Origin of the sequence: Streptomyces sp. NPDC008150 (genome assembly GCF_042956945.1) — a bacterium.
Classification (GTDB): Bacteria; Actinomycetota; Actinomycetes; order Streptomycetales; family Streptomycetaceae; genus Streptomyces.
Genome location: NZ_JBIBHJ010000020.1, coordinates 55064 through 73358, shown reverse-complemented (window position 1 = coordinate 73358; position 18295 = coordinate 55064). Strand labels below are relative to the sequence as shown.

General features: G+C 73.1%; 21 protein-coding genes and 3 pseudogenes. 10 read left to right on the top strand and 14 right to left on the bottom strand.

Annotated features, from left to right (window positions below):
- Positions 1 to 25: 25 nt before the first annotated feature.
- The 3 genes from ACFZA0_RS34405 to ACFZA0_RS34395 all read left to right on the top strand — a co-directional run bounded on the left by ACFZA0_RS34405 (position 26) and on the right by ACFZA0_RS34395 (position 2691).
- Positions 26 to 553, top strand: a complete 528-nt coding sequence (locus ACFZA0_RS34405; protein ID WP_391024301.1) for an SRPBCC domain-containing protein — start codon at positions 26 to 28, stop codon at positions 551 to 553.
- Between the two features lie 64 nt (positions 554 to 617).
- On the top strand, positions 618 to 1715 hold the full coding sequence (locus ACFZA0_RS34400) for an NADH:flavin oxidoreductase/NADH oxidase (protein WP_391024299.1): 1098 nt from the start codon (positions 618 to 620) through the stop codon (positions 1713 to 1715).
- 46 nt (positions 1716 to 1761) lie between these two features.
- Positions 1762 to 2691 carry a zinc-binding dehydrogenase gene (locus tag ACFZA0_RS34395; protein WP_391024298.1) on the top strand — a complete coding sequence of 310 codons (930 nt, stop codon included), beginning with the start codon at positions 1762 to 1764 and terminating at the stop codon, positions 2689 to 2691.
- A gap of 53 nt (positions 2692 to 2744) precedes the next feature.
- Here ACFZA0_RS34395 and ACFZA0_RS34390 read toward each other — a convergent pair whose 3' ends face one another.
- Positions 2745 to 3473: a DUF4241 domain-containing protein gene (locus tag ACFZA0_RS34390; RefSeq protein WP_391024297.1), complete on the bottom strand. Its 729-nt coding sequence runs from the start codon at positions 3471 to 3473 to the stop codon at positions 2745 to 2747.
- A 234-nt stretch (positions 3474 to 3707) separates the two neighbouring features.
- On the opposite strand from ACFZA0_RS34390, the gene ACFZA0_RS34385 reads away from it, so the two are divergent.
- The gene (locus ACFZA0_RS34385; RefSeq protein WP_391024295.1) at positions 3708 to 4301 is read left to right on the top strand and encodes a SigE family RNA polymerase sigma factor; all 594 of its coding nucleotides are present in this window, start codon (positions 3708 to 3710) and stop codon (positions 4299 to 4301) included.
- Positions 4294 to 5094 (top strand): hypothetical protein, encoded by an 801-nt coding sequence (locus tag ACFZA0_RS34380; RefSeq protein WP_391024293.1) that lies wholly within the window; start codon positions 4294 to 4296, stop codon positions 5092 to 5094. Before ACFZA0_RS34385 ends, ACFZA0_RS34380 begins: the two co-directional genes overlap by 8 nt.
- Before the next feature lie 78 nt (positions 5095 to 5172).
- Here ACFZA0_RS34380 and ACFZA0_RS34375 read toward each other — a convergent pair whose 3' ends face one another.
- The 7 genes and pseudogenes from ACFZA0_RS34375 to ACFZA0_RS34345 all read right to left on the bottom strand — a co-directional run bounded on the left by ACFZA0_RS34375 (position 5173) and on the right by ACFZA0_RS34345 (position 9328).
- Positions 5173 to 5838 carry a hypothetical protein gene (locus ACFZA0_RS34375; protein ID WP_391024292.1) on the bottom strand — a complete coding sequence of 222 codons (666 nt, stop codon included), beginning with the start codon at positions 5836 to 5838 and terminating at the stop codon, positions 5173 to 5175.
- Complete coding sequence (locus ACFZA0_RS34370) at positions 5835 to 6410, bottom strand: sigma-70 family RNA polymerase sigma factor (protein WP_391024291.1); 576 nt, start codon at positions 6408 to 6410, stop codon at positions 5835 to 5837. The genes ACFZA0_RS34375 and ACFZA0_RS34370 overlap by 4 nt, the downstream gene beginning before the upstream one ends.
- A gap of 92 nt (positions 6411 to 6502) precedes the next feature.
- Positions 6503 to 7417 (bottom strand): hypothetical protein, encoded by a 915-nt coding sequence (locus ACFZA0_RS34365; RefSeq protein WP_391024290.1) that lies wholly within the window; start codon positions 7415 to 7417, stop codon positions 6503 to 6505.
- 394 nt (positions 7418 to 7811) lie between these two features.
- Positions 7812 to 7931: pseudogene (locus tag ACFZA0_RS34360) on the bottom strand (DUF397 domain-containing protein); the annotation flags it as partial.
- Positions 7903 to 8235: pseudogene (locus ACFZA0_RS34355) on the bottom strand (Scr1 family TA system antitoxin-like transcriptional regulator); the annotation flags it as partial. The pseudogenes ACFZA0_RS34360 and ACFZA0_RS34355, both read right to left, overlap by 29 nt.
- A gap of 87 nt (positions 8236 to 8322) precedes the next feature.
- Positions 8323 to 8442: pseudogene (locus ACFZA0_RS34350) on the bottom strand (DUF397 domain-containing protein); the annotation flags it as partial.
- On the bottom strand, positions 8414 to 9328 hold the full coding sequence (locus tag ACFZA0_RS34345) for a Scr1 family TA system antitoxin-like transcriptional regulator (RefSeq protein ID WP_391024385.1): 915 nt from the start codon (positions 9326 to 9328) through the stop codon (positions 8414 to 8416). The pseudogene ACFZA0_RS34350 and the gene ACFZA0_RS34345, both read right to left, overlap by 29 nt.
- A gap of 168 nt (positions 9329 to 9496) precedes the next feature.
- On the opposite strand from ACFZA0_RS34345, the gene ACFZA0_RS34340 reads away from it, so the two are divergent.
- Together ACFZA0_RS34340 and ACFZA0_RS34335 are read left to right on the top strand one after the other, a co-directional pair.
- Positions 9497 to 10021 carry an ATP-binding protein gene (locus ACFZA0_RS34340; RefSeq protein ID WP_391024288.1) on the top strand — a complete coding sequence of 175 codons (525 nt, stop codon included), beginning with the start codon at positions 9497 to 9499 and terminating at the stop codon, positions 10019 to 10021.
- A 29-nt stretch (positions 10022 to 10050) separates the two neighbouring features.
- Positions 10051 to 10773: a zinc ribbon domain-containing protein gene (locus ACFZA0_RS34335; protein WP_391024286.1), complete on the top strand. Its 723-nt coding sequence runs from the start codon at positions 10051 to 10053 to the stop codon at positions 10771 to 10773.
- 3 nt (positions 10774 to 10776) lie between these two features.
- Here the strand turns inward: ACFZA0_RS34335 and ACFZA0_RS34330 are convergent, their stop codons facing one another.
- On the bottom strand, positions 10777 to 11469 hold the full coding sequence (locus ACFZA0_RS34330; RefSeq protein WP_391024284.1) for a DUF4328 domain-containing protein: 693 nt from the start codon (positions 11467 to 11469) through the stop codon (positions 10777 to 10779).
- A 360-nt stretch (positions 11470 to 11829) separates the two neighbouring features.
- On the opposite strand from ACFZA0_RS34330, the gene ACFZA0_RS34325 reads away from it, so the two are divergent.
- From ACFZA0_RS34325 to ACFZA0_RS34315, 3 genes are all read left to right on the top strand, one after another.
- Positions 11830 to 12561 carry a GntR family transcriptional regulator gene (locus ACFZA0_RS34325; protein ID WP_391024283.1) on the top strand — a complete coding sequence of 244 codons (732 nt, stop codon included), beginning with the start codon at positions 11830 to 11832 and terminating at the stop codon, positions 12559 to 12561.
- Between the two features lie 442 nt (positions 12562 to 13003).
- Positions 13004 to 13429 (top strand): DUF6415 family natural product biosynthesis protein, encoded by a 426-nt coding sequence (locus tag ACFZA0_RS34320; RefSeq protein WP_391024281.1) that lies wholly within the window; start codon positions 13004 to 13006, stop codon positions 13427 to 13429.
- A 129-nt stretch (positions 13430 to 13558) separates the two neighbouring features.
- On the top strand, positions 13559 to 14026 hold the full coding sequence (locus ACFZA0_RS34315) for an excalibur calcium-binding domain-containing protein (protein WP_391024279.1): 468 nt from the start codon (positions 13559 to 13561) through the stop codon (positions 14024 to 14026).
- Between the two features lie 22 nt (positions 14027 to 14048).
- Here the strand turns inward: ACFZA0_RS34315 and ACFZA0_RS34310 are convergent, their stop codons facing one another.
- The 5 genes from ACFZA0_RS34310 to ACFZA0_RS34290 all read right to left on the bottom strand — a co-directional run bounded on the left by ACFZA0_RS34310 (position 14049) and on the right by ACFZA0_RS34290 (position 18246).
- Complete coding sequence (locus ACFZA0_RS34310) at positions 14049 to 14585, bottom strand: hypothetical protein (RefSeq protein ID WP_391024278.1); 537 nt, start codon at positions 14583 to 14585, stop codon at positions 14049 to 14051.
- Entirely contained in the window at positions 14563 to 15837 is a 1275-nt protein-coding gene (locus tag ACFZA0_RS34305) for a WXG100 family type VII secretion target (protein WP_391024277.1), read from the bottom strand. The genes ACFZA0_RS34310 and ACFZA0_RS34305 overlap by 23 nt, the downstream gene beginning before the upstream one ends.
- 16 nt (positions 15838 to 15853) lie before the next feature.
- Positions 15854 to 16156, bottom strand: a complete 303-nt coding sequence (locus ACFZA0_RS34300) for a DUF6317 family protein (protein WP_391024275.1) — start codon at positions 16154 to 16156, stop codon at positions 15854 to 15856.
- Positions 16156 to 16683: an SAV_915 family protein gene (locus ACFZA0_RS34295; protein WP_391024274.1), complete on the bottom strand. Its 528-nt coding sequence runs from the start codon at positions 16681 to 16683 to the stop codon at positions 16156 to 16158. Before ACFZA0_RS34295 ends, ACFZA0_RS34300 begins: the two co-directional genes overlap by 1 nt.
- A gap of 279 nt (positions 16684 to 16962) precedes the next feature.
- Positions 16963 to 18246 (bottom strand): ricin-type beta-trefoil lectin domain protein, encoded by a 1284-nt coding sequence (locus tag ACFZA0_RS34290; RefSeq protein WP_391024272.1) that lies wholly within the window; start codon positions 18244 to 18246, stop codon positions 16963 to 16965.
- Positions 18247 to 18295: the final 49 nt, after the last annotated feature.

The following is an 18295-nucleotide window of genomic DNA, read 5'->3' as shown; positions in this document are numbered from 1 at the left end:
TCACCGACTTGGAACCGGAGCAACCGTGACCACACAGAACGCCATCACCTGGCCCGACGCCTACCTGCCCGGAACGGGCGACAACTTCGTGTCCAACGAGGTGATCGTCAAGGACCTGGCGGCGGCCGACGTGTGGCCCCTGCTCGTCGACACCTCGGTGTGGGAGTCGTACTACGACAACGTCGCCGACATCGCCTTCCCGCAGGGCGGCGGACCCGAGCTGAAGGCCGAACTCGACTTCAGCTTCGGCACGTTCGGCTTCCCGCCCCTGGACGCGCACGTGGTCGAACTGCGTGCGCCGGGGGACGGCACCCCGGGCCGGCTGTCGTGGACGGCGAAGCAGGACGGCACGCCCGACGAGCGGCTGAACGTGCTGCACGCCTGGCTGGTCGAGGACCTGCCGGGCGGCCGGGTGCGGATCCTCACCCAGGAGAGCCAGTTCGGGAAGCCCGCGGCGGAGCTCGCGGCCCGGACGCCGAACCCCATGCTCAACGGGCACCAGGCGTGGCTCGACGGCCTGGTGTCGGCGGCCCGCCGCGGGCGCGATTCCTGACCCCCCTGCCCGGCCGCCCCGTACGACGCGACGCGGAGAACCACCGATCAAGGAGCAACACCCCATGCCCAGCCGTCTGTTCACGCCCCTCACGCTGCGCGGCGTGACCATGCCCAACCGGGCGTGGATGGCCCCCATGTGCCAGTACAGCGCCCCCTCCGAAGGCCCCGAGACGGGGGCGCCCGTCGACTGGCACATGCAGCACTACGGTGCCCGTGCCGTCGGCGGCCCCGGCCTGATCCTGGTGGAGGCGACCGCGGTCCGTCCCGACGGCCGCATCACCCCGTGGGACCTCGGCATCTGGAACGACAAGCAGGCCGAGGGACACCGCAGGCTCACCTCGTTCATGCGGGAGCAGGGCGTGGTCCCCGGCATCCAGATCGCCCACGCCGGCCGCAAGGCCAGCACCGACAAGGAGTTCCTCGGCGGCCGTCCGCTCACCCCCGAGCAGGGCGGCTGGCAGCCGGTCGCGCCCAGCGGGGTGCCCTTCGACGACGGCCACCTCGTGCCGCAGGAACTGTCGGCGGACGAGATCGCCCGCCTGGTGGCCGACTTCGCGCGGGCCGCTCGCCGCGCGGTGGACGCCGGTTACGAGGTGATCGAGGTGCACGCCGCGCACGGCTACCTCGTCCACGAGTTCCTGTCGCCCGACTCCAACCGGCGCACGGACGCGTACGGCGGCTCGTTCGAGAACCGCGCGCGGCTCGCCCTGGAGATCGCCGACGCCGTGCGCGAGGCGGTCCCCGAGGAGACGGCCGTCTTCTACCGCGTCTCCGCCACGGACTGGATCGAGCCCGACGGCTGGACCGCCGACGCGACGGTCCGACTGGCCGCACTGCTCAAGGAGCACGGCGTGGACCTCGTGCACGTCTCGACCGGCGGCAACGTGCCCCGCGCCGCCATCCCCGTCGAGCCGGGCTACCAGGTCCCGTTCGCCGCCCGGGTGCGCCGCGAGGCCGGCCTGCCGACGGCGGCGGTCGGCCTGATCACCGACCCGGAGCAGGCCGAACGCATCCTCGCGGACGGCGAGGCCGACGCCGTGGCGCTGGGCCGCGAGCTGCTGCTCAACCCGTACTGGCCGCGCGCGGCGGCCCGCACGCTGAGCGAGCGGGCACCCTTCCCGCTCCAGTACGCGAGGGCGGAGCGCAGCAGGGCCGCCTGACGGCGAGGCTCCGGAAAACCACCAACTCCACGCCCCAGGAGGCGACATGCGTGCGATCAGTCAGGAAACCTACGGCGGCCCCGAGGTACTGCGGGAGACCGAACTGCCGCGGCCGAAGCCGGGACCGGGCGAGATCCTGGTCGCCGTACGGGCCGCCGGCGTGAACCCGACCGACTGGAAGCACCGCGCCCAGCCGCTGTTCGTGGACCGGCTGCCGCTGGTCCTCGGCTGGGACGTCTCCGGGGTGGTGGAGGAAGTGGGCTACGGCGTGACGCTGTTCGCGCCGGGCGACGAGGTGTTCGGCATGCTGCCGTATCCCCACGGGGTGGGCGCCTACGCCGAGTTCGCGAAGGGGCCGGCGCGGTCGTTCGCCCGGAAGCCGGAGTCGATCGACCATGTCCAGGGCGGCGCGCTGCCGTTGGCCGCGCTGACCGCGTACCAGGCACTGGTGGACACGGCGGACGTACGGCCCGGTCAGCGTGTCCTGATCCACTCCGCCGCGGGCGGCGTCGGCCACCTCGCGGTGCGCATCGCCAAGCACCTGGGCGCGCACGTCATCGGTACGGCGAGCGCGGGGAAGCACGCCTTCGTCCGCTCGCTGGGCGCCGACGAGGTGATCGACTACCGCACGACGGACTTCCGGGACGTGGTGAAGGACGCGGACACGGCGCTGGTCCCCATGGGCGGCGACACCCGCACCCGCACGCTGGACGCCCTGCGCCCCGGCGGCACCCTGGTCACCCTGATCGGCGGCACCCCGCAGGAGGAACTGGCCGAGGCGGCCCGCCGGGACGTCCGGCACGCGACGATGCTGGTGGAGTCGGACCACGCGGGCATGGAGGCGGTGGCCGCCATGGTCCGGCAGGGCGTCCTGCGCGCCCACGTCCAGGAGATCCTCCCCCTGGCGGAGGCGCCCCGGGCCCACCGCCTCGGCGAGGAGGGGCACTTGACGGGCAAGCTGGTGCTGGTGCCCTGAGCGTGCGGCGCGGACGGGGGAGGGCGCCGACCCGGGCGTCGCCCCCCGCCGCGCTAGTCGTCGCGCCCGCCGTCGGCGTCGGCGGCACCGTCGTCGTCGGCGTCGTCCTCGTCGAGATCGACGAAGTCCGTGAGGAAGCAGGCCACTTCGTCGTTCGCCGTGCGGCCGATCCAGGTCGCGTAGACGCCGTCGCCCCAGCCCGTCGAGAAGGCGACCACGGCCGTCGGGTCGTTCCCGACGGCCAGGGTCAGCGGGTCGGGGGTGCGGTCGCCGCCGCCGGGGGTGGTGGCCGCGTCGGCGTACATGGCGTCGAGGACACGTTCGGCGAAGTCCTCCTCCGTGTGCAGCGCGCGGTACGTCGTCGCGTCGAGGAAGCAGCCGGTGCCCCCGTCGACCGGGTAGCCGAAGTAGCTGTCGTCGTCCAGCTCCTTCGGGTCTTGGCCGGCCGTGACCGCCAACTCCCAGCGGACGACCGGCTCTTCGCGTATCACCAGACGGGCGGTGGCCGTGCGCGTGTCGATGACGCGGCCCGTCCCGTCGATCAGGTCGATCTCGGACAGCTCCACCGGGTAGACGCCCGGCTTCACCTGCTCCCCGAACGCCATCTCCTCCTCGTCCTCGCCCCCGGCCATGAACGGCTCCAGCGCGACGACCCGTCCGCTCGGCAGCGACAGCGGGACGGCGGGCAGCAGCCTCACCCGGGCCTCGACGCCGTCGAGGGGGAACGGGTACGGTCCGCCGGGCGTGAGGAACCGGGTGAGGTCGGGCGCGGGCATGGGCATGGGTCCTCCTGGGGCGGGGGTGGGTCCGGTGGGGCCGCACCACGTCCCGTCGGCCCCTTCGCCGGGAAAGCTAGCCCCGGCCACTGACATCGGACACGCCCGCTCCGACGTCCGGGCAACGCGCAAACCCCTTGCCAAGGAAGCGTGTTGGCACGCAACCGGCCCCCGGGGTCGGGCGTGACCAGTTGCTGAAGGGGGCGGGAGGTGCCCGCGCCCCCGACGCGGAGAGGGCATATGCGTGACCCCGACGACTTCGACCGCTTCTACACCGCCGGCGTCCGGCGGCTGACCAGCCAGCTCTACGCGATGACCGGCGACCGCGCCGAGGCCGAGGACCTGGTCCACGAGGCGTACGCACGGGCCTGGCAGCGCTGGGACAAGGTGTCCGGGTACGCCGATCCCGAGGCGTGGGTACGGACCGTGGCATTCAGGATCCGGGTCAGTACCTGGAGGAAGACCGTCAACCGGCTTGCCGCGCACCGCCGTCACGGCGTGCCCGACCCGCAGCCCGAACTCCGCCCCGACTACGTCGCGATCGTCGCGGCACTGCGCCGCATACCCGCGGAGCAGCGGCGGGCGGTCGTGCTGCACCACCTGGTCGGCCTCAGCGTCGACGAGATCGCCCGCGAGACGGGCGCCGCGTCCGGCACGGTCAAGGCCCGCCTGTCCCGCGGGCGGCAGGCCATGGCGGGATACCTCAGCGAGGCACCGCCGGACCCCGGGCCCGCCGGTGTCCGTACCGCCGGCGCCCCCGCCTCCCCCCGGGTCGCCCCGCGTCACCGCACACGTCTCGGCGCTGCCGGGAAGGAGGACCACGGTCATGTCTGAGGGCAACTCCACTGACGCGCAGGGCGAGTTCGGTGCCACGCTGCGCGCGGGCTCCGACGAGTTCGGCGCGCGTGTCGCACCCCTCCCGGCGGCGGCCGTCCGGGCCAGGGGCAACAGCCGCCGTACCCGCCGCCGGGTCACCGCGACCCTCGCGGCAGCCGCGGCGACGGCGGTCGTCGTCACCGGCGCACACGCCCTGGCGGGGCCGTCCGGCGACCGGGACGTCCTCCCGGCGGCGCCCACGTCACCGTCGGTCACGGCGTCCCAGGCGTCGCCCACCACCTCGCCGGCGGACAGCCCGTCGCCGCCCGCGGCCTCCGCCTCGGGCAACACCACTGCGCCCGCGCGGAGTTCGGCGAGCGCGTCCTCGACGCCCGGCCGCACCGGCACGGCCGCCCCGGGAGGCACGACCGCCTCCGGTACGCCCGACGCCGCCTGCCGCTCCCGTGCCGTCGCGGCCGCGACCAAGAGCGCGGTGACCGACGCCTTCCGCGCGAACGCCGGTCTGACACACGTGGCCCCGGCACCGGGCACCTTCTACTACGGGACGTGCGGCACGACCGCCTACGCCGCGTCCCGTTTCCAGCCGACGTCCGGCGCGACGACGGGAGAGCAGGTCCAACTCCAGGACGAGGGCGCGGCGATGAAGTACTTCACCCTCGCGCAGGGCGGCACGTGGCGGCTCGTCGCGAGCGACGGCTTCCCCCGCGACGCCCGGGGCTGCGCGGCCGTCCCGCAGATCCCGAAGGCCCTGGCGGCTGCCTGGTCGAACTGCCCGCTGGACGTGTCGTAGGCGGAGGCGTGCGGCGGCCGGTCGCGGTGGGCACGGGAAGGCACCCGTGCCCACCGCGCGTCACCACGTGCGCGGTGCCTACGCGGCCGGGACGCAGTCGGGCACCTCGGTGACCAACTTGTATCCCATGGTGCTCACTTGGTCGGGCCGGAAGGAGGCGACGAACAGCAGGTGGTCACCGGCGGGGATGGCGGTGGGGTCGATCAGGTGGTAGATCACCCCGTTCTCCCGGTACGGCTTGGACGGGGGCAGCACCTTGTCGAGGTCTCCGCGTGCGCCGGTGTCGGTGTGGACCACGGCCCGGCAGGAGGCGGACGGAACCCTCACCGCGGCGCGGATCCCGGCACCGGCGAGGGCCTTCTCCAGACCGGCGGCACCCTTGGGGTCGAACAACTGGACCGCCACCAGGCCGTCGGGGCGGGACTTCACCGCGTAGTCGGCGTCGGCGATGTTCAGGCCCCCGCCGGTGCCCTTGCCGGTGCCCCCGCCGGTGCCGGACGCGGCGGTGTGCGGGGCCGCGGCCTGCCCGCCGGCACCGTCCTGCCCCGAGAGCAGCGGCAGGGCCGCCACCACGGCGGCGGCCGCCGCGGCGACACCCACGGTGAACACCACCCGGCGGCGCAGGGGGTGCACGCGTGCCGGAGCGGGGCTGCGCGTTCCGGGAGTGGAGAACGCGGTGGCCGCTCGGGCCCGCGCGTCGAGCTCGTCGGCGAGCTGCCGCTTGAAGTGCAGGGGAGCGTTCATCGGGCGGCCTCCAGAAGGTCCTTGCTGGAAAAGACGTGGTCCTGAACGGCGTGCAGCGCCTTCCGCGCGCGGTGCAGCCGGACGCGCGCGGTGGTGGCGTTGATGCCCAGCGCCTGCGCCGCCTCGCGGACCGTGAGGCCGTCCAGCGCGACGAGGTCGAGCACACCGCGCAGTGGCTCGGAGAGCCCGGCGTGGGCGGCGGCCATCCGCCGGGCGGCACGGTCGGCGTCGATGCGTGCCTCGATGGCCTCCACGTCCTGCTCGTCCAGGAGGCGCCGGCCACCGATCCGCGCCACGGCCTGCCGCTCGCGGACGCTGCCCCGGAAGTGGGTGGAGATGACGTTGCGGGCTATGCCGTAGAGCCAGGCGACGGGCGTGCCGCGCCGCGCGTCGTACGTGTGCGCCCCTTCCAGGGCGGCCAGGAAGATGTCCGCGGTGAGGTCCGCGGCCAGGTGCGGGCTTTCGACACGCCTGGTCACGAACCCGAGCACGGCGTCGAACTGCTGCTCGTAGAAGGCGGCGAACCCGGCCGGGTCGCGCGCCGGGGGCGCTGGGGGATGCTCCGATGGCAACGGACGGCTCCTCAGAACGGACAGTGGCTGCGATGCCCTTGCACCCGGTACTAGTCCGCGGCCGGGGAAAGCGTTACACGGCCGGTCCCCGGTCAGGCGACAGCGGCCTCCGCGGCCGACCGCGACTGCGCCGCGGCATCCTCGCGGCAGTCCCGGCAGGTGGCGGGCGCGGCCCCGCGGAACGGCCGTTCGCACGTGTCGCAGCTCTGCCAGGGCAGTCGGACGGGCTCCGGCGCGACCGGCGGAGCCGGAATCGGCGCGTCGCGCAGCCGGTAGGCGATCAGCCGGACGGGGCGGGTGCGGAGACGTCCGGGGAGCCCGGTGGTGAGGTGTCTGGTGAGCTCTCCGACGGTGACCCCGGAGGCCAGCAACTCCGCCACCCGAGGCGCGAGTTCGGCGACGTCGCCGCGCGTGAGTACGAGACGTCCGTCGAGGATGCGCAGTGAGGCCAGGAGTACGACGGCGTGGGGGTCGGCGTCCTCGATGCCCAGCGGGGGCGGGGGTGTTGATCCCGTCGGGAGCGCGGCGGAGACCGCGCCCGCGGGGACGGCCTCCGGCGCGGGTGCGGGGGTGTCGTCCGCAGGCCGGGGCGCCGCGGGCCGCTCGGCGGCCGGGGACTTGGGCCGCCGAGGCCCACCGGGTCCGTCCGGTCCGCCGCCGGGTACGTCGTAGAAGAAGGTCCGTGTACGGACCCGCCCGCCCGCCGTGCGCTCCCGCCGCCGTTCCAGGTACCCGGCGGACTCCAACTCCCGCAGCGCGCGGGAGATCAGGATCTCCCCCTCGCTGAAGTGCGCGCAGAGCGCGGCGATGCTGACGGGGGCGCCGTCGGGCAGGGACAGGATGTAGGCGGCCACCCCGACGGTCACGGCACTGCCGCGTCGTTGGGCGAGGGCGTTGGCGAGAATGGTGAACTCGCCGGTGAGGCGCGTGCGGACATGGAGCACGCCGGTGGCGGGAGCACCCCGGAGGTCGGGGCGGGAGGGCGCGTTAAAATCCTTGGTAGCCATTGGGAAGGGCTTTCTTCCTGAGCGGTCAGGCCCTCGATCGGGATGCCAGTCCCGGCCGGGGGCCGTCGCATGTGCGGTTCTGGGGGAGCCGGACGCCGATGCCGCGGGGCGGACGGACGTGGGCTCTGCGGCGAAAGTAACCGCCGCCGAGCACGCTCCGCAACCAAGTCACTCCTGGGAGTGAAAAGGGCCGAGCGACTCCTCGCGCCCTGAACGGACGGGCGGGGAAGGGGGGTTGGTTCTTTCCCCGGAGTCCTTTGGTGGGTGGGCCGTGCCCGACCGACCCCTCGGCGTCGAGGACCCGGTGACGCCGGTTCGACAACGACGAAGCCCGCCCACCGGGACCGCGTCAACAGGGTCCCGGAGGGCGGGCTCGTGGCACCGGGCGTGGCGGCTAGGGGAGTTGGCGCGACTTCAGCTCGCGGACGAAGGAACTCCAGGGCCGCGCGCCGAACATGACGACGGCACGCGCCGGGGCCTTGCTGTCACGCACGGGGACCACGCCGAGCACCCCGCGGCCGACCTCGACGCAGTCGCCCCCTGCCTGGTTGCTGTAGCTGCTGCTGTGCCAGACGACGTCGCTCACTTCGCGTCGGGACATTTGTGTCACGGTAAGCGCCCTCCATCGCTGTCCGGATCATGTCGAGGGACATGAGCGGGGGTAGGGCTGTCGCCCGCAGGCGATCGTAAGTCACCGAGTAGCGCCCGACATTGACCGGATCCTCGACGAGACGGCCGTAGTCGGCGCCTTCGGTGTAGGCGACCTCCGAACCGTCCGGCAGCGTCAGGAGCGTCAACGAGCCTCCCATCGCCTCGTGTCCGACCGGACCATGGGGGCCGAGGGCCCGGCGGTGCGGCGCCGGTTCGCCCTGCGACGAAGCCCGCCCACCGGGCCCGCGTGGCGACTAGGGGAGTTGCCGCGACTTCAGCTCGCGGACGAAGGAACTCCAGGGCCGCGCGCCGAACGTGACGACGGCACGCGCCGGGGCCTTGCTGTCACGCACGGGGACCACGCCGAGCACCCCGCGGCCGACCTCGACGCAGTCGCCACCCTCCTGATTGCTGTAACTGCTCTTGCGCCAGGTGACGTCGCTCGCTTTGGGACGGGACGTGTGCGCCACAGTTGATGCCCTCCATCGCCGATCGGATCATGTCGAGAGACATGCGTGGGGGCAGGGCCGCTGCCCGAAGCCGATCGTAGGCCAGTGCGAAACGCTTGACCTCGGCCGGTTCTTCGATGAGTTGGCCGTAGTGGGCGCCTTCGGAGTAGGCGATCTGCTCCGACCCGGGCAGATCGAGGACGGTCAGCGAACCGCCGATCATGTCGTGCTCCCCCTGGTCGAACGGCAGCACCTGCAAGGTGACGCGGGCCTCGGCTGCTGCGCGCAGCAGGTGGGCGAGTTGCGCGCGCGTCGTGGCCCACCCGCCGACAGGGCGGCGCAGTACGGCTTCGTCGAGCACGACCCAGAGGTCGGGTGGGTCGGGCAGCCGGAGGCGTTCTTGTCGAGCCAGCCGGGTGCTGACGCGCTCTTCGAGGTGGGCGTCGTCCCTGAGCGAGAAGCCGACGCTCAGAACCGCCCGTGCGTAGGCGGGCGTCTGTAAAAGGCCCGGCACCAGTTGGGCCGCGTACTGCCTGATGCTCGCGGCGCGTTCCGAGTGGGCGATGAACGCCCGTGACCAGTCCGGGAACGCCTCCCGGTGGACGTACGGCCAGAGGTCGACGAGCAGTCCGTCGGCGCCCAGTGCCCGGTCCAGCGCGCGGGCGAGTTCCAGGGTCGGCCTGGCGCCGGAGGCCCGCTCGACCTGGGTGATGCGGGAGGCGACGACGTGGACGCGTTCGCCCAGTTCGGCCTGGGTGAGGCCCGCGGCGAGGCGCAGCCGGCGGACACGGGAGCCGAAGAGTGCCGCCATGGACGCCTCGGGGTCGATGTCCTTGACCAAGGGACCACTCCCTTCCTTACGGCCCGATCGGTAAGGCCGTGACCCCTGTTGAGCGTAGGGCCGCGCGTCGACTCTTGAGTACGGAACGTCACGACCCGTGTACGGCGCGGGGTCGGGCGCGCAGGAAGGGAGCGACGGATGGACGCGAGGTCACGGACGGGTGGGAGCGGCGAACAGGAGGCGCCGGGCGCGCGGTTGGAGTTCGCCATGCAGTTCACGTCGTCACCGAGAGGCGCGCGGCTCGCCCGCAGGTTGGCGGAGGACCGCCTGGCCCGGTGGGGGTACGGCCCGGGGTCCGAGGTGTCGGAGACCGTGCGGCTGCTGGTGGCCGAGCTGACCGCGAACGCGGTGCGGCACGGCACCGTGCCCGGCAGGGACTTCCGGCTGCGCGTGGCGCTGGACGGGGAGGCGGGGTTGGTCCGGATCGAGGTCGCGGACTCAAGGGCCCGACTTCCGCGCCGAGTTGGCCCTTCGGGAGAAGAGGAGGGCGGCCGGGGGCTGCTGCTCGTGGAGGCGCTGGCGCGGCGGTGGGGAGCGGAGCCCAGGTCGCCGGTCGGCAAGACGGTATGGGCGGAAGTGGCCGTGGAGCCGCCGACTTCCCCTGGAAAGGGTCAAGTCGGTCCGCGGACCCTGTCCGGTTCGGCCCGTGCTGTGGCACTCTGACTGCTGCCCAGAACCACACAGAACCGGCCGTGCTCCCCGTTCTCGCCGCAGATCGGGAGAGCCGGTCCACGGCCCTGTACTCGGGGGAGCGCATGGACGCGGAGATCTACTTCAGCCACAACTACCGCGACCTGTGCGACCAGCACGGTACGGGTGCGGGGTTCCAGTTCGAGTTCTCGTGCGCACGCTGCTACGACACCTGGCGCTCGCCGTTCGAGGGGTACTCCAGCGGCCGGGCGGCCGGCTGGCTCAACAAGGCCGCCTCGACGGCGTTCGGTCTGGTGGGCAACACCGGCTACGGGGTGGGCAGCGCGGCGGACGGGCTGGCCAACGCGGGCTGGGGGTCCGCGCGGGACGCGGCGTTCCGGCGGGCGATCGGCAACGCGCAGGGGCACTTCAACCGGTGCGCGCGCTGCACGTCGTACGTGTGCGGTCGTTGCTGGAACGCCGGCCAGGGGCTGTGCCTGAACTGCGCGCCCGACACGGCGGCCGAGGCCATGGCGTCGCGGCAGCGGGGCCTGAACGACATGGCCTCCGAGCGGGCGTACGCGATGGGCCAGGACGCCGGGCAGGGCTTCGACGTGTCGACGCCGCGCCAACTCGTGTGCCCGCAGTGCCGGACGGAGACGCACGGCGGCGCGTACTGCGCGGGGTGCGGCCACCACCTCGCCCAGCAGAACAACTGCGCCGCGTGCTCGGCGGTCCTGCCGGACGGGGCGGCCTTCTGCCCGGGGTGCGGGACGCGCCGGTAGACGTCAGAAGACCTGCCTGTTAGGCGAGTTGACGGCCGGCCCCCACGGGGCGGACGCGTGCTCCGCCTTGCGGCGCGCCAGATCCGTCAGCCGCACGACGAAGTACACGGCCGCGCCCGCCGCGACGATGTTCGCCGCGTCGACGACCATGTACTCGACGAGTGCCTGCCGGAGGCGGGTCAGGGTCACCGCGCTCCGGTAGGCGGACGAGGCGAACCGCTCGAACAGCGTGGTGCCGGCGAACAGGATCCACCACAGGGTCAGCGGCCACGACGGCGTCCCCCGGGGGTCCGCGCCGGTCCGCCGGGTGACGGAGGCGGCACGCCACATGTCGAGGGCGACGCCGTACGGCAGCCAGAAGTTGCCGATGGGGACGAACCAGCAGGCGACGGCCCAGCCGGGCGCCCTGCGGAACCGGTCCGGCGCCAGGAGGCCGGTGCACCGGCGCATCCGAAGGAACCAGGTGATGAAGACCGCCGCGCAGGCGATGTAGGCGACGGCCTGGAAGAGACCGGCCGCCCGGTAGAGGTTGTCCGCGGCTTCGAGGTCGTGCTGCGCCGCGAAGACGAAACCGCTGTCGCCGCTGATCAGGGAGTAACTCCTCGCCCCGGCGACGACGGCGAACAGGTCGCTGAGGGCGACGACCCCCAGCAGGACCGTGACGGCGACGCCGAGGCCACGAGGGACGCCGACCACACCGGAGAATACGGGAGTTGGGGCTGGTGGCACGGAGTGCGGACGTGGGTCACCGGTTGCGGACACGAGAAGAAGCCCCCCACGGGCGAGAACGGGAACCGCCCGCGAAGACCGCGTGCCGCAAGATCGTAAACGGCCCCTGATTCTGCGTCCATGACAATTGTGCCGCGCGCGCCGGAGCGGCCCGGCACGGGTGCGGGTGGGGACGTGCGGGTGGGGACGTGCGGATGCGGACGGCGCGGCAGGGGCGGAGCGCCCGCGCCGTCGCGCGCCCCCCGTTCGGTGCTGGCCCCCGGGACGGGGCAGCGGGCATTCTGGTGGTTCACCGGTGGACCAGTCCAGCGATCGGAAGCGCGCCCCATGCCCCTGCTGAAGTACGAGCAGATCGCACAGGATCTGCGGACGCGGATCTCCAACGGGGAGTTCGGGCCCGCCGACCTGCTGCCCTCCGGCCGTGATCTCGCGGAGCAGTGGAGCGTCTCCCGGGCCACCGTCGTCAAGGCGTACGACGTGCTGCGCGCCGACGGGCTCGTGGTCGCCCGGCAGGGAGCCGGCTTCACCGTCGCGGAGACGCCGAACGGGCGCTCGTCCGGCGGTGGTTCGGGCGGATACCGGGGGTGGCCGCATCGCACGGCGGGCGGTGCGCCGTTCCGGCGGCTCGGGGTCCCGGACCGCGCGGTCCCGCCCCCGCACGTCGGGCAGGCGCTCGGACTGGGCCCGGCCGAACGGGCGTTGCGGCGGATGCGGCTGATGCTGCGCGAGGACGGTTCGCCGCGCACCCTGGTCACCGCCTGGTTCCCGGCGGAGGTCGTGGACGCGGCGCCCCGGCTGTCCCTGCGGGGGCCGATCGCCGAGGGGATCGCGCACTACGTCCGAAGCGAGACCGGCCGGTCCCCGGTGGAGGGGACCGACATCACGACCGTACGGCTGGCGGCGAGCGAGGAGGCGCGGCTGCTGGAGTCGGACGGACCGGTCGCGGTGGCGGTCGTGCTGCACGTCGCGTTCGACGAGCAGCACCGGCCACTGGTGTGCGAGGAGGGCGTCACGGCGTCCCACGCCTTCGAACAGGTCGACAACTACCCGATGGGGTAGAAAAACCGCGAATCGCTTGACTGGACCGGTCCACCCGTCCAATGTCGGGCATAGCCCGTGTGCCGTGACGCGGGCCCGGGGGCCTCGGCGGCCGGGCGCGCGTGCGGCCGACGTGGCCGGTCCCGGTGACGGCGAGATCGGCCCCGGGGTGTGATCCAGCGCTTCGGAGGAGCAGCGAGATGGCCAACGCGACCGCCCCGCCCGGCGAATTCCCGCCGGGGGCACGACCATCCGGGCCGGCCGACGCCCCGCGTCCGCGCCTCCCCCGCACGCGGGGGGCGGCATCGGGTGTGGCGAGTTTGCCCTACCCGCCGGACCCGCAGGACCGGTTCGGCGAATCGGTACGCCTGACGTCGTACGGCCGTCCAGCGCGGCGGCGGACGGGCGCCGCCCGGTGACCACGGCCTCGCGCGGAGACGCCGCCCCCCTGGACATCGCGTCCATGAGGCAGAGCGTCGCGCTGCTGCTCGCACCGGACGCGCAGGCCCCCTCCGGGGCCGAACTGACCACGCTCACCGAGACGTTGCGCGCGCACGTCGCGCTCATGATCCCCGAGGTCGAGTGGCGCGCCGAGCGGGCGCCGAAGGACGACATCCCCCGCTACTGCGCGCTGGCCTGCGTGGGAGAGGCCCGCCGCAAGCTGCGCGCCGTCCCGCCGGACCCGCACGGTGACGACGCGGGCCACGCGCGGCGCCTGGCACGGGCGTTGTGCGCGCTGTGCGACTACTACGAGACGCTCACGGGCGTACGCATGTGCGTTGCCTGCGACCAGCCGATCCACGACCTGGACGACTCGTTGCCGTACGACCAGCTCAGCCCGTCCGGGCACGGGCTGGCGGCCCGCATCCACCCGGAGTGCCGTCGCTGACGCGGCCACGTCCCCGCCGCGTCACAAACCGGTCACCCCCTGCCCACAGCGCCGCACACGTCCCGGCCCCGGACTAGCGTCGGCGCCCTCACCACGGCACCACGGCACAGGCACCACAGGGGGAACACCATGACCAACCCTTACAACGCGCCCACTGTCCGCTCCGCTCCCCGCTGGGCACGCAAGAGGTTCGTGCTGCCCGCGCTCGGGCTGGCCTTCTTCCTGGGCATCGCGGCGGGCTCCGGCGACACCGACCCGGCGAAGGACGCGAAACCGGCCTCCCAGGCGGCCCGCCCCGCAGCGACCGTCACCGCGACGACCACGGCGACGGCGACGGCCACCGAGACCGCCGACCCCGAGCCCGCGCCGACCGTGACGAAGACCAGGACGGTCAAGGTGAAGGTCACGGTGACGGCGGCCGCCGCGGCCGACGGCTCGACGGGCGGCGGCGGTTCGGACGACGACAGCGGCGGCGGCAGCACCTACTACGCGAACTGCACAGCGGTCCGCGCGGCCGGTGCCGCCCCCATCCACGCGGGCGAGCCCGGTTACTCCTCCAGCCTGGACCGCGACGGCGACGGCACCGCCTGCGAGTGACACCGCCGGCCCGCGGGCCGCGTCATTCCGCCACGGCCCGCCGGGCCCCGGCCTCGGCCGGGTACTCGCGAACGGTGAGCCAGGCGGCCGACCAGCCGACGACGTACGCGGCGACCGCCGGCATCACCGGCGCGGCCAGCAGCACGACCCCACGCAGGGCGAACACCAACGCCACGTTCCGCCGAGCCTGCCGACGCCGCACGAGCCGCGCCCGCGCGGGGGCGGGCGGATCGAGCATCTCCCGCCGGTGCTCTCGCCGCTGCTTCACCCACCCCCACACCAACGCGCCGCATCCGCCCACGACTTGCACCGTGTTCCACGCGGTACGCAGGGCCGACGGCCACTGCTCGGTGAACCCTCGGTAGAGCTCGACGGCGAAGAAACAGAACGCGGCGACGACGAGAACCAGAACCACGCCCGACCACACTCGCCGCAGCCAGTAGCGCGGGCCGCGGTCGTACCAGGTCGTACCCAGGCGAGGCAGGACCGGCACACCACGCGAGCCGCTCGAACCCGGCCGGCCCGCGGAGGGCATCTCAGAAGATGCTTGAGACGCCATGCCAGACATCCTTTCCCAGACGTGTGATGTCGTCCCCCGTCTCCGAGACGACGTGACCGCCGCCGTCGAGCACACCGCCGACGACACCGTCCTTGTGGATGTCCTCCCGCCAGTGCTCGTGGAACGCGTGGTCGAGGACACCCGTCGCCACGATCACCGTGCCGACCCCGGCCGCGGCCACGGCCGCCGCCCCCTCGACGGGCAGGGCAGCCACGGCAGCGGTGCCGACCGCGAGACCACCGAGTGCCGCGCCACCGTCCACGACGAGCGAGTGCTGCCAGGACCAGCCCTTGTCGTGGTCGTCGGAAGCCTCCAGGAAGCCGCACGCCGCGGCTGCCGCGACGTCCAGCACAGGTACCTCCTTGAGGAAGTCCGGCAGCTTTTCCACGCCCTCGCCGAGCCTGAGAGCGTCCGCGGCGTCCGCCAGCTTGACGTTCAGCGCCCGGTCGTAGGGGAGAGCCGTGCTTCCGTGATCGGCGCGGGCGATGTCGTCCTCCAGCGACGCGACATCGGCGACGGCGTCGCGGTACGCGCCCTTGGCGGGAAGGTCCTTCGGCAGAGCGCGGCCCGCCTTCTGGAACGCTTTGCGTTCCGCCCGCAATTGCTTCTTCGCCGCCCGTTCCTCGGCCTTCGCGTCGTCGATGCGGGCGCGCGCCTCGATGCCTCCGGCGCGGGCGTCCTCCGCGTCATAGGCGTACAGGCCGCGCAACGCGTCGATGAGGGTGACCTTGTCGCCCTTTGACGTCGGCGCGGTGACCTGACCGTACAGGCCGCGCAACTGGTCCGCCGCGACGAGCCGTGCGTGCTGGGCGGTCTGGAGGACTTCCTTGCGCACCGTCCCGTACTCGTTCAACGCGGCGATCGTCTTCTGATCGTCGGCGCTGGGCGGGTCGGCGGTGGCGAACGCGAGGGGGAGGCCCTTCCCGTCCGTGGGAACGCCCTTCCGGGTGGCGACGTGCTCGGCGTTCTGCAGAGCGGTCTCGCACGACGACAGGGCGTCGGCGAGGGTCTCGATGATGTCTCCCGCATCGTGCACGAGTTGGGCGAAGGCCCCCGCCGCGAGAGCGTCCTCGCTCCACGTCGCGCGAAACGTCTCCGCGGCCTCGCCCTTCCACCCCGCGTCGTCGACGAGTCCTTCGACGGCGGTCGTGAGCGGGTGAACGACGTCGTCCAGGAGTGCCTTGGCGCCCGAGTACGTCACGGCCATCGTGCGCAGGGCGGCGATGTCGCCACCGACCCAGCTGTCCGCCATCAGTCTCCGTCCATGGTCAGTCGTCGTCCGCCATCAGGTCCTCGAACAGGCCGTGCACATCGACGTCATGGCGCCGGAAGGAGTCCCGCGCGTCGGTGACCTTGTCGCCCTTGTCGTCCAACCGGTCGGCGAACCCCGTGTGCAGGGCGACGATCAGGTCGGCGACCTCCTTGAGGGCATGGTTGAGACCGGCGTCGCCGCCGTCGGCCGGAGGGGGAGCGACATGGGCGTGCAGACCGCGGTAGGAACGGGCCTGGTCGTGGAAGGTCGAGGCCATCGAGGTGAGGTCGCTCAGCACCGCCTTGAAATCCGCCGCCATCAGCGCACCGCCTCCGCGTAAGCGGCCAGGTCGGCGGGGAGCCAGTTCGGCGGACCCGGAGCGACCCGCGGGTCGAGGAGGACGCGGATGCCGCGCTCGCCCACGCTCTCGGTCAGCGGACCGATCGAGGCGGCGATCCACGGCTGCACGGGGCCGAGTGCGGCAGCGAGTTTCGACGGGGAGGAGAAGGCGAACACCACGGTGTCCCCGGCGGGGTGCCCGAAGAGTTCGACGGTGACGACGGCGACCCGGTCCGGCTGTCCTGCCGCGCCCACGATGTCGACGTACCGCGGGTGGGCGGGCACGCAGACGGGCATGGAATAGGCCGGCGCGGGGGGTCGGCGGTCGGCGGGTGTCCCCGCGCCGACGGGCGAGGTCTGCTCCATTTCCGCATTCCCGGCAGGGGTGGCCTCGGCGTAGTCCAGCAGGCGCGAGCGGCGTTGCCCGGACCCCGGTTCCGTCGCGGGGCGGGGCGGTCCGGGCTCCAGGAAGTCGAGCAGGCGTGAGGGGACCGGCCGTTCTCGCACTGCCGTTTCCTTCCGCCGTGGACTGACCCTTCCCCCGTACACAATCAGCAGACCGCCGGGGCGAATCCGTGTTTGTCCGGGCATGACGAATCGCCGCGACGAACCCATACGACAGCTTGACCAAGCACTTACCCCCCGTTGGGCCTCGAATGGCCGCCTCATGGGAGGGAAGGCGGCCGGACGAGGCGGGTCTCGCCGCGTACCCCTCGCGACGCCGACGCGCCCCCGGCCGGTGGGGCGGTCGGGGGCGCGGCGTGGGACGTGCGGGAAGCCGGTGGGTCAGGCGATCGTCCACTTCTGGTTCGCCGTGCCCGCGCACGACCAGATCTGGAGGCGGGTGCCGTCGGCCGACGAATTGCCCGTGGCGTCCAGGCACTTGCCCGAGCCCGTGTTGGTCAGGGCGCCGCTCGTCGCGTACGTCCACTTCTGGGCGGCGGTTCCGTTGCAGGTGTAGAGCTGGACCGGGGTGCCGTCGGCGGTGCCGGCCGCCTGGACGTCGAGGCACTTGCCGAGGGCGCGCAGGGTGCCGTCCGCGCCGAGCGTCCACTTCTGGGCGTCCGCGCCGGTGCAGTCGTGGAGCTGGATGGCGGTCCCGTCGGCGGTCGCCGCACCCGCGACGTCGACGCACATGCCGCCGATGCCCTTGATCGCACCGGCGGCCGTGGTGGTGCCGGACCCGGACGGGGAGTCCGAGGTGGTCACGTGCACGTAGTCCACGGTCATCGTCTGCGGGAACGACGTGCTCGCGTCCGGGCTGCCCGGCCAGTCGCCGCCGACCGCGAAGTTCAGGATGATGAAGAACGGGTGGTCGAAGACCCAGGTGCTGCCGTTCGTGTCGGCGGGGGTGCGGGTCTCGTAGACCTGGCCGTCGACCGACCAACTGATGGAATCCGGCGTCCAGTCGACGGCGAAGACGTGGAACGCGTCCGCGAAGGAAGCCCCGTTGGGCAGCGTGTACGCGGCGCCGAGGCCGTTGGCGCCGGAGTAGCCGGGCCCGTGGATCGTGCCGTGCACGGTGCCGGGCTCGCTGCCGACGTTCTCCATCGCGTCGATCTCACCGCTGTTGGGCCAGCCCGCGCTGCCGAGGTTGTCGCCCAGCATCCAGAAGGCGGGCCAGACGCCCTGCCCGCGCGGCACCTTGATCCGGGACTCGAAGTGGCCGTACTTCTGCGTGAACGTCTGCGCGGTGTTCAGCCGGGCCGACGTGTACTGGCACGTCCCGTACCAGCACTGGAGGCCCGCGTCCGTGTTCTTGCGCGCGGTGATGACGAGGTCGCCGCTGCCGTCGAGGGCCGCGTTGTCCGTGCTGTTCGTGTAGTACTGCAACTCGTTGTTGCCGTTGCCCGAACCGCCGGTCTCACGCGTCCACTTGGCCGAGCTGGGCGCGCTGCCGGCCGCTCCGTCGAAGTCGTCGCTCCAGGTGGTCGTCGCGGCGGCGGTCGCGGCGTCGGCCCGACCGGTCCCCGGTCCGGTGGTGCTGAACAGCAGGGCCGCGGCGAGTGCGGTCGTCAGCAGGGCCATGAGCCCGCCGAGTTGCCATCTGCGTGCGCGATGAGCGGCCATGAACACACCTTTGCCGTGGGGGGATGAGGGGAAGGACGGCGCCGGGGCG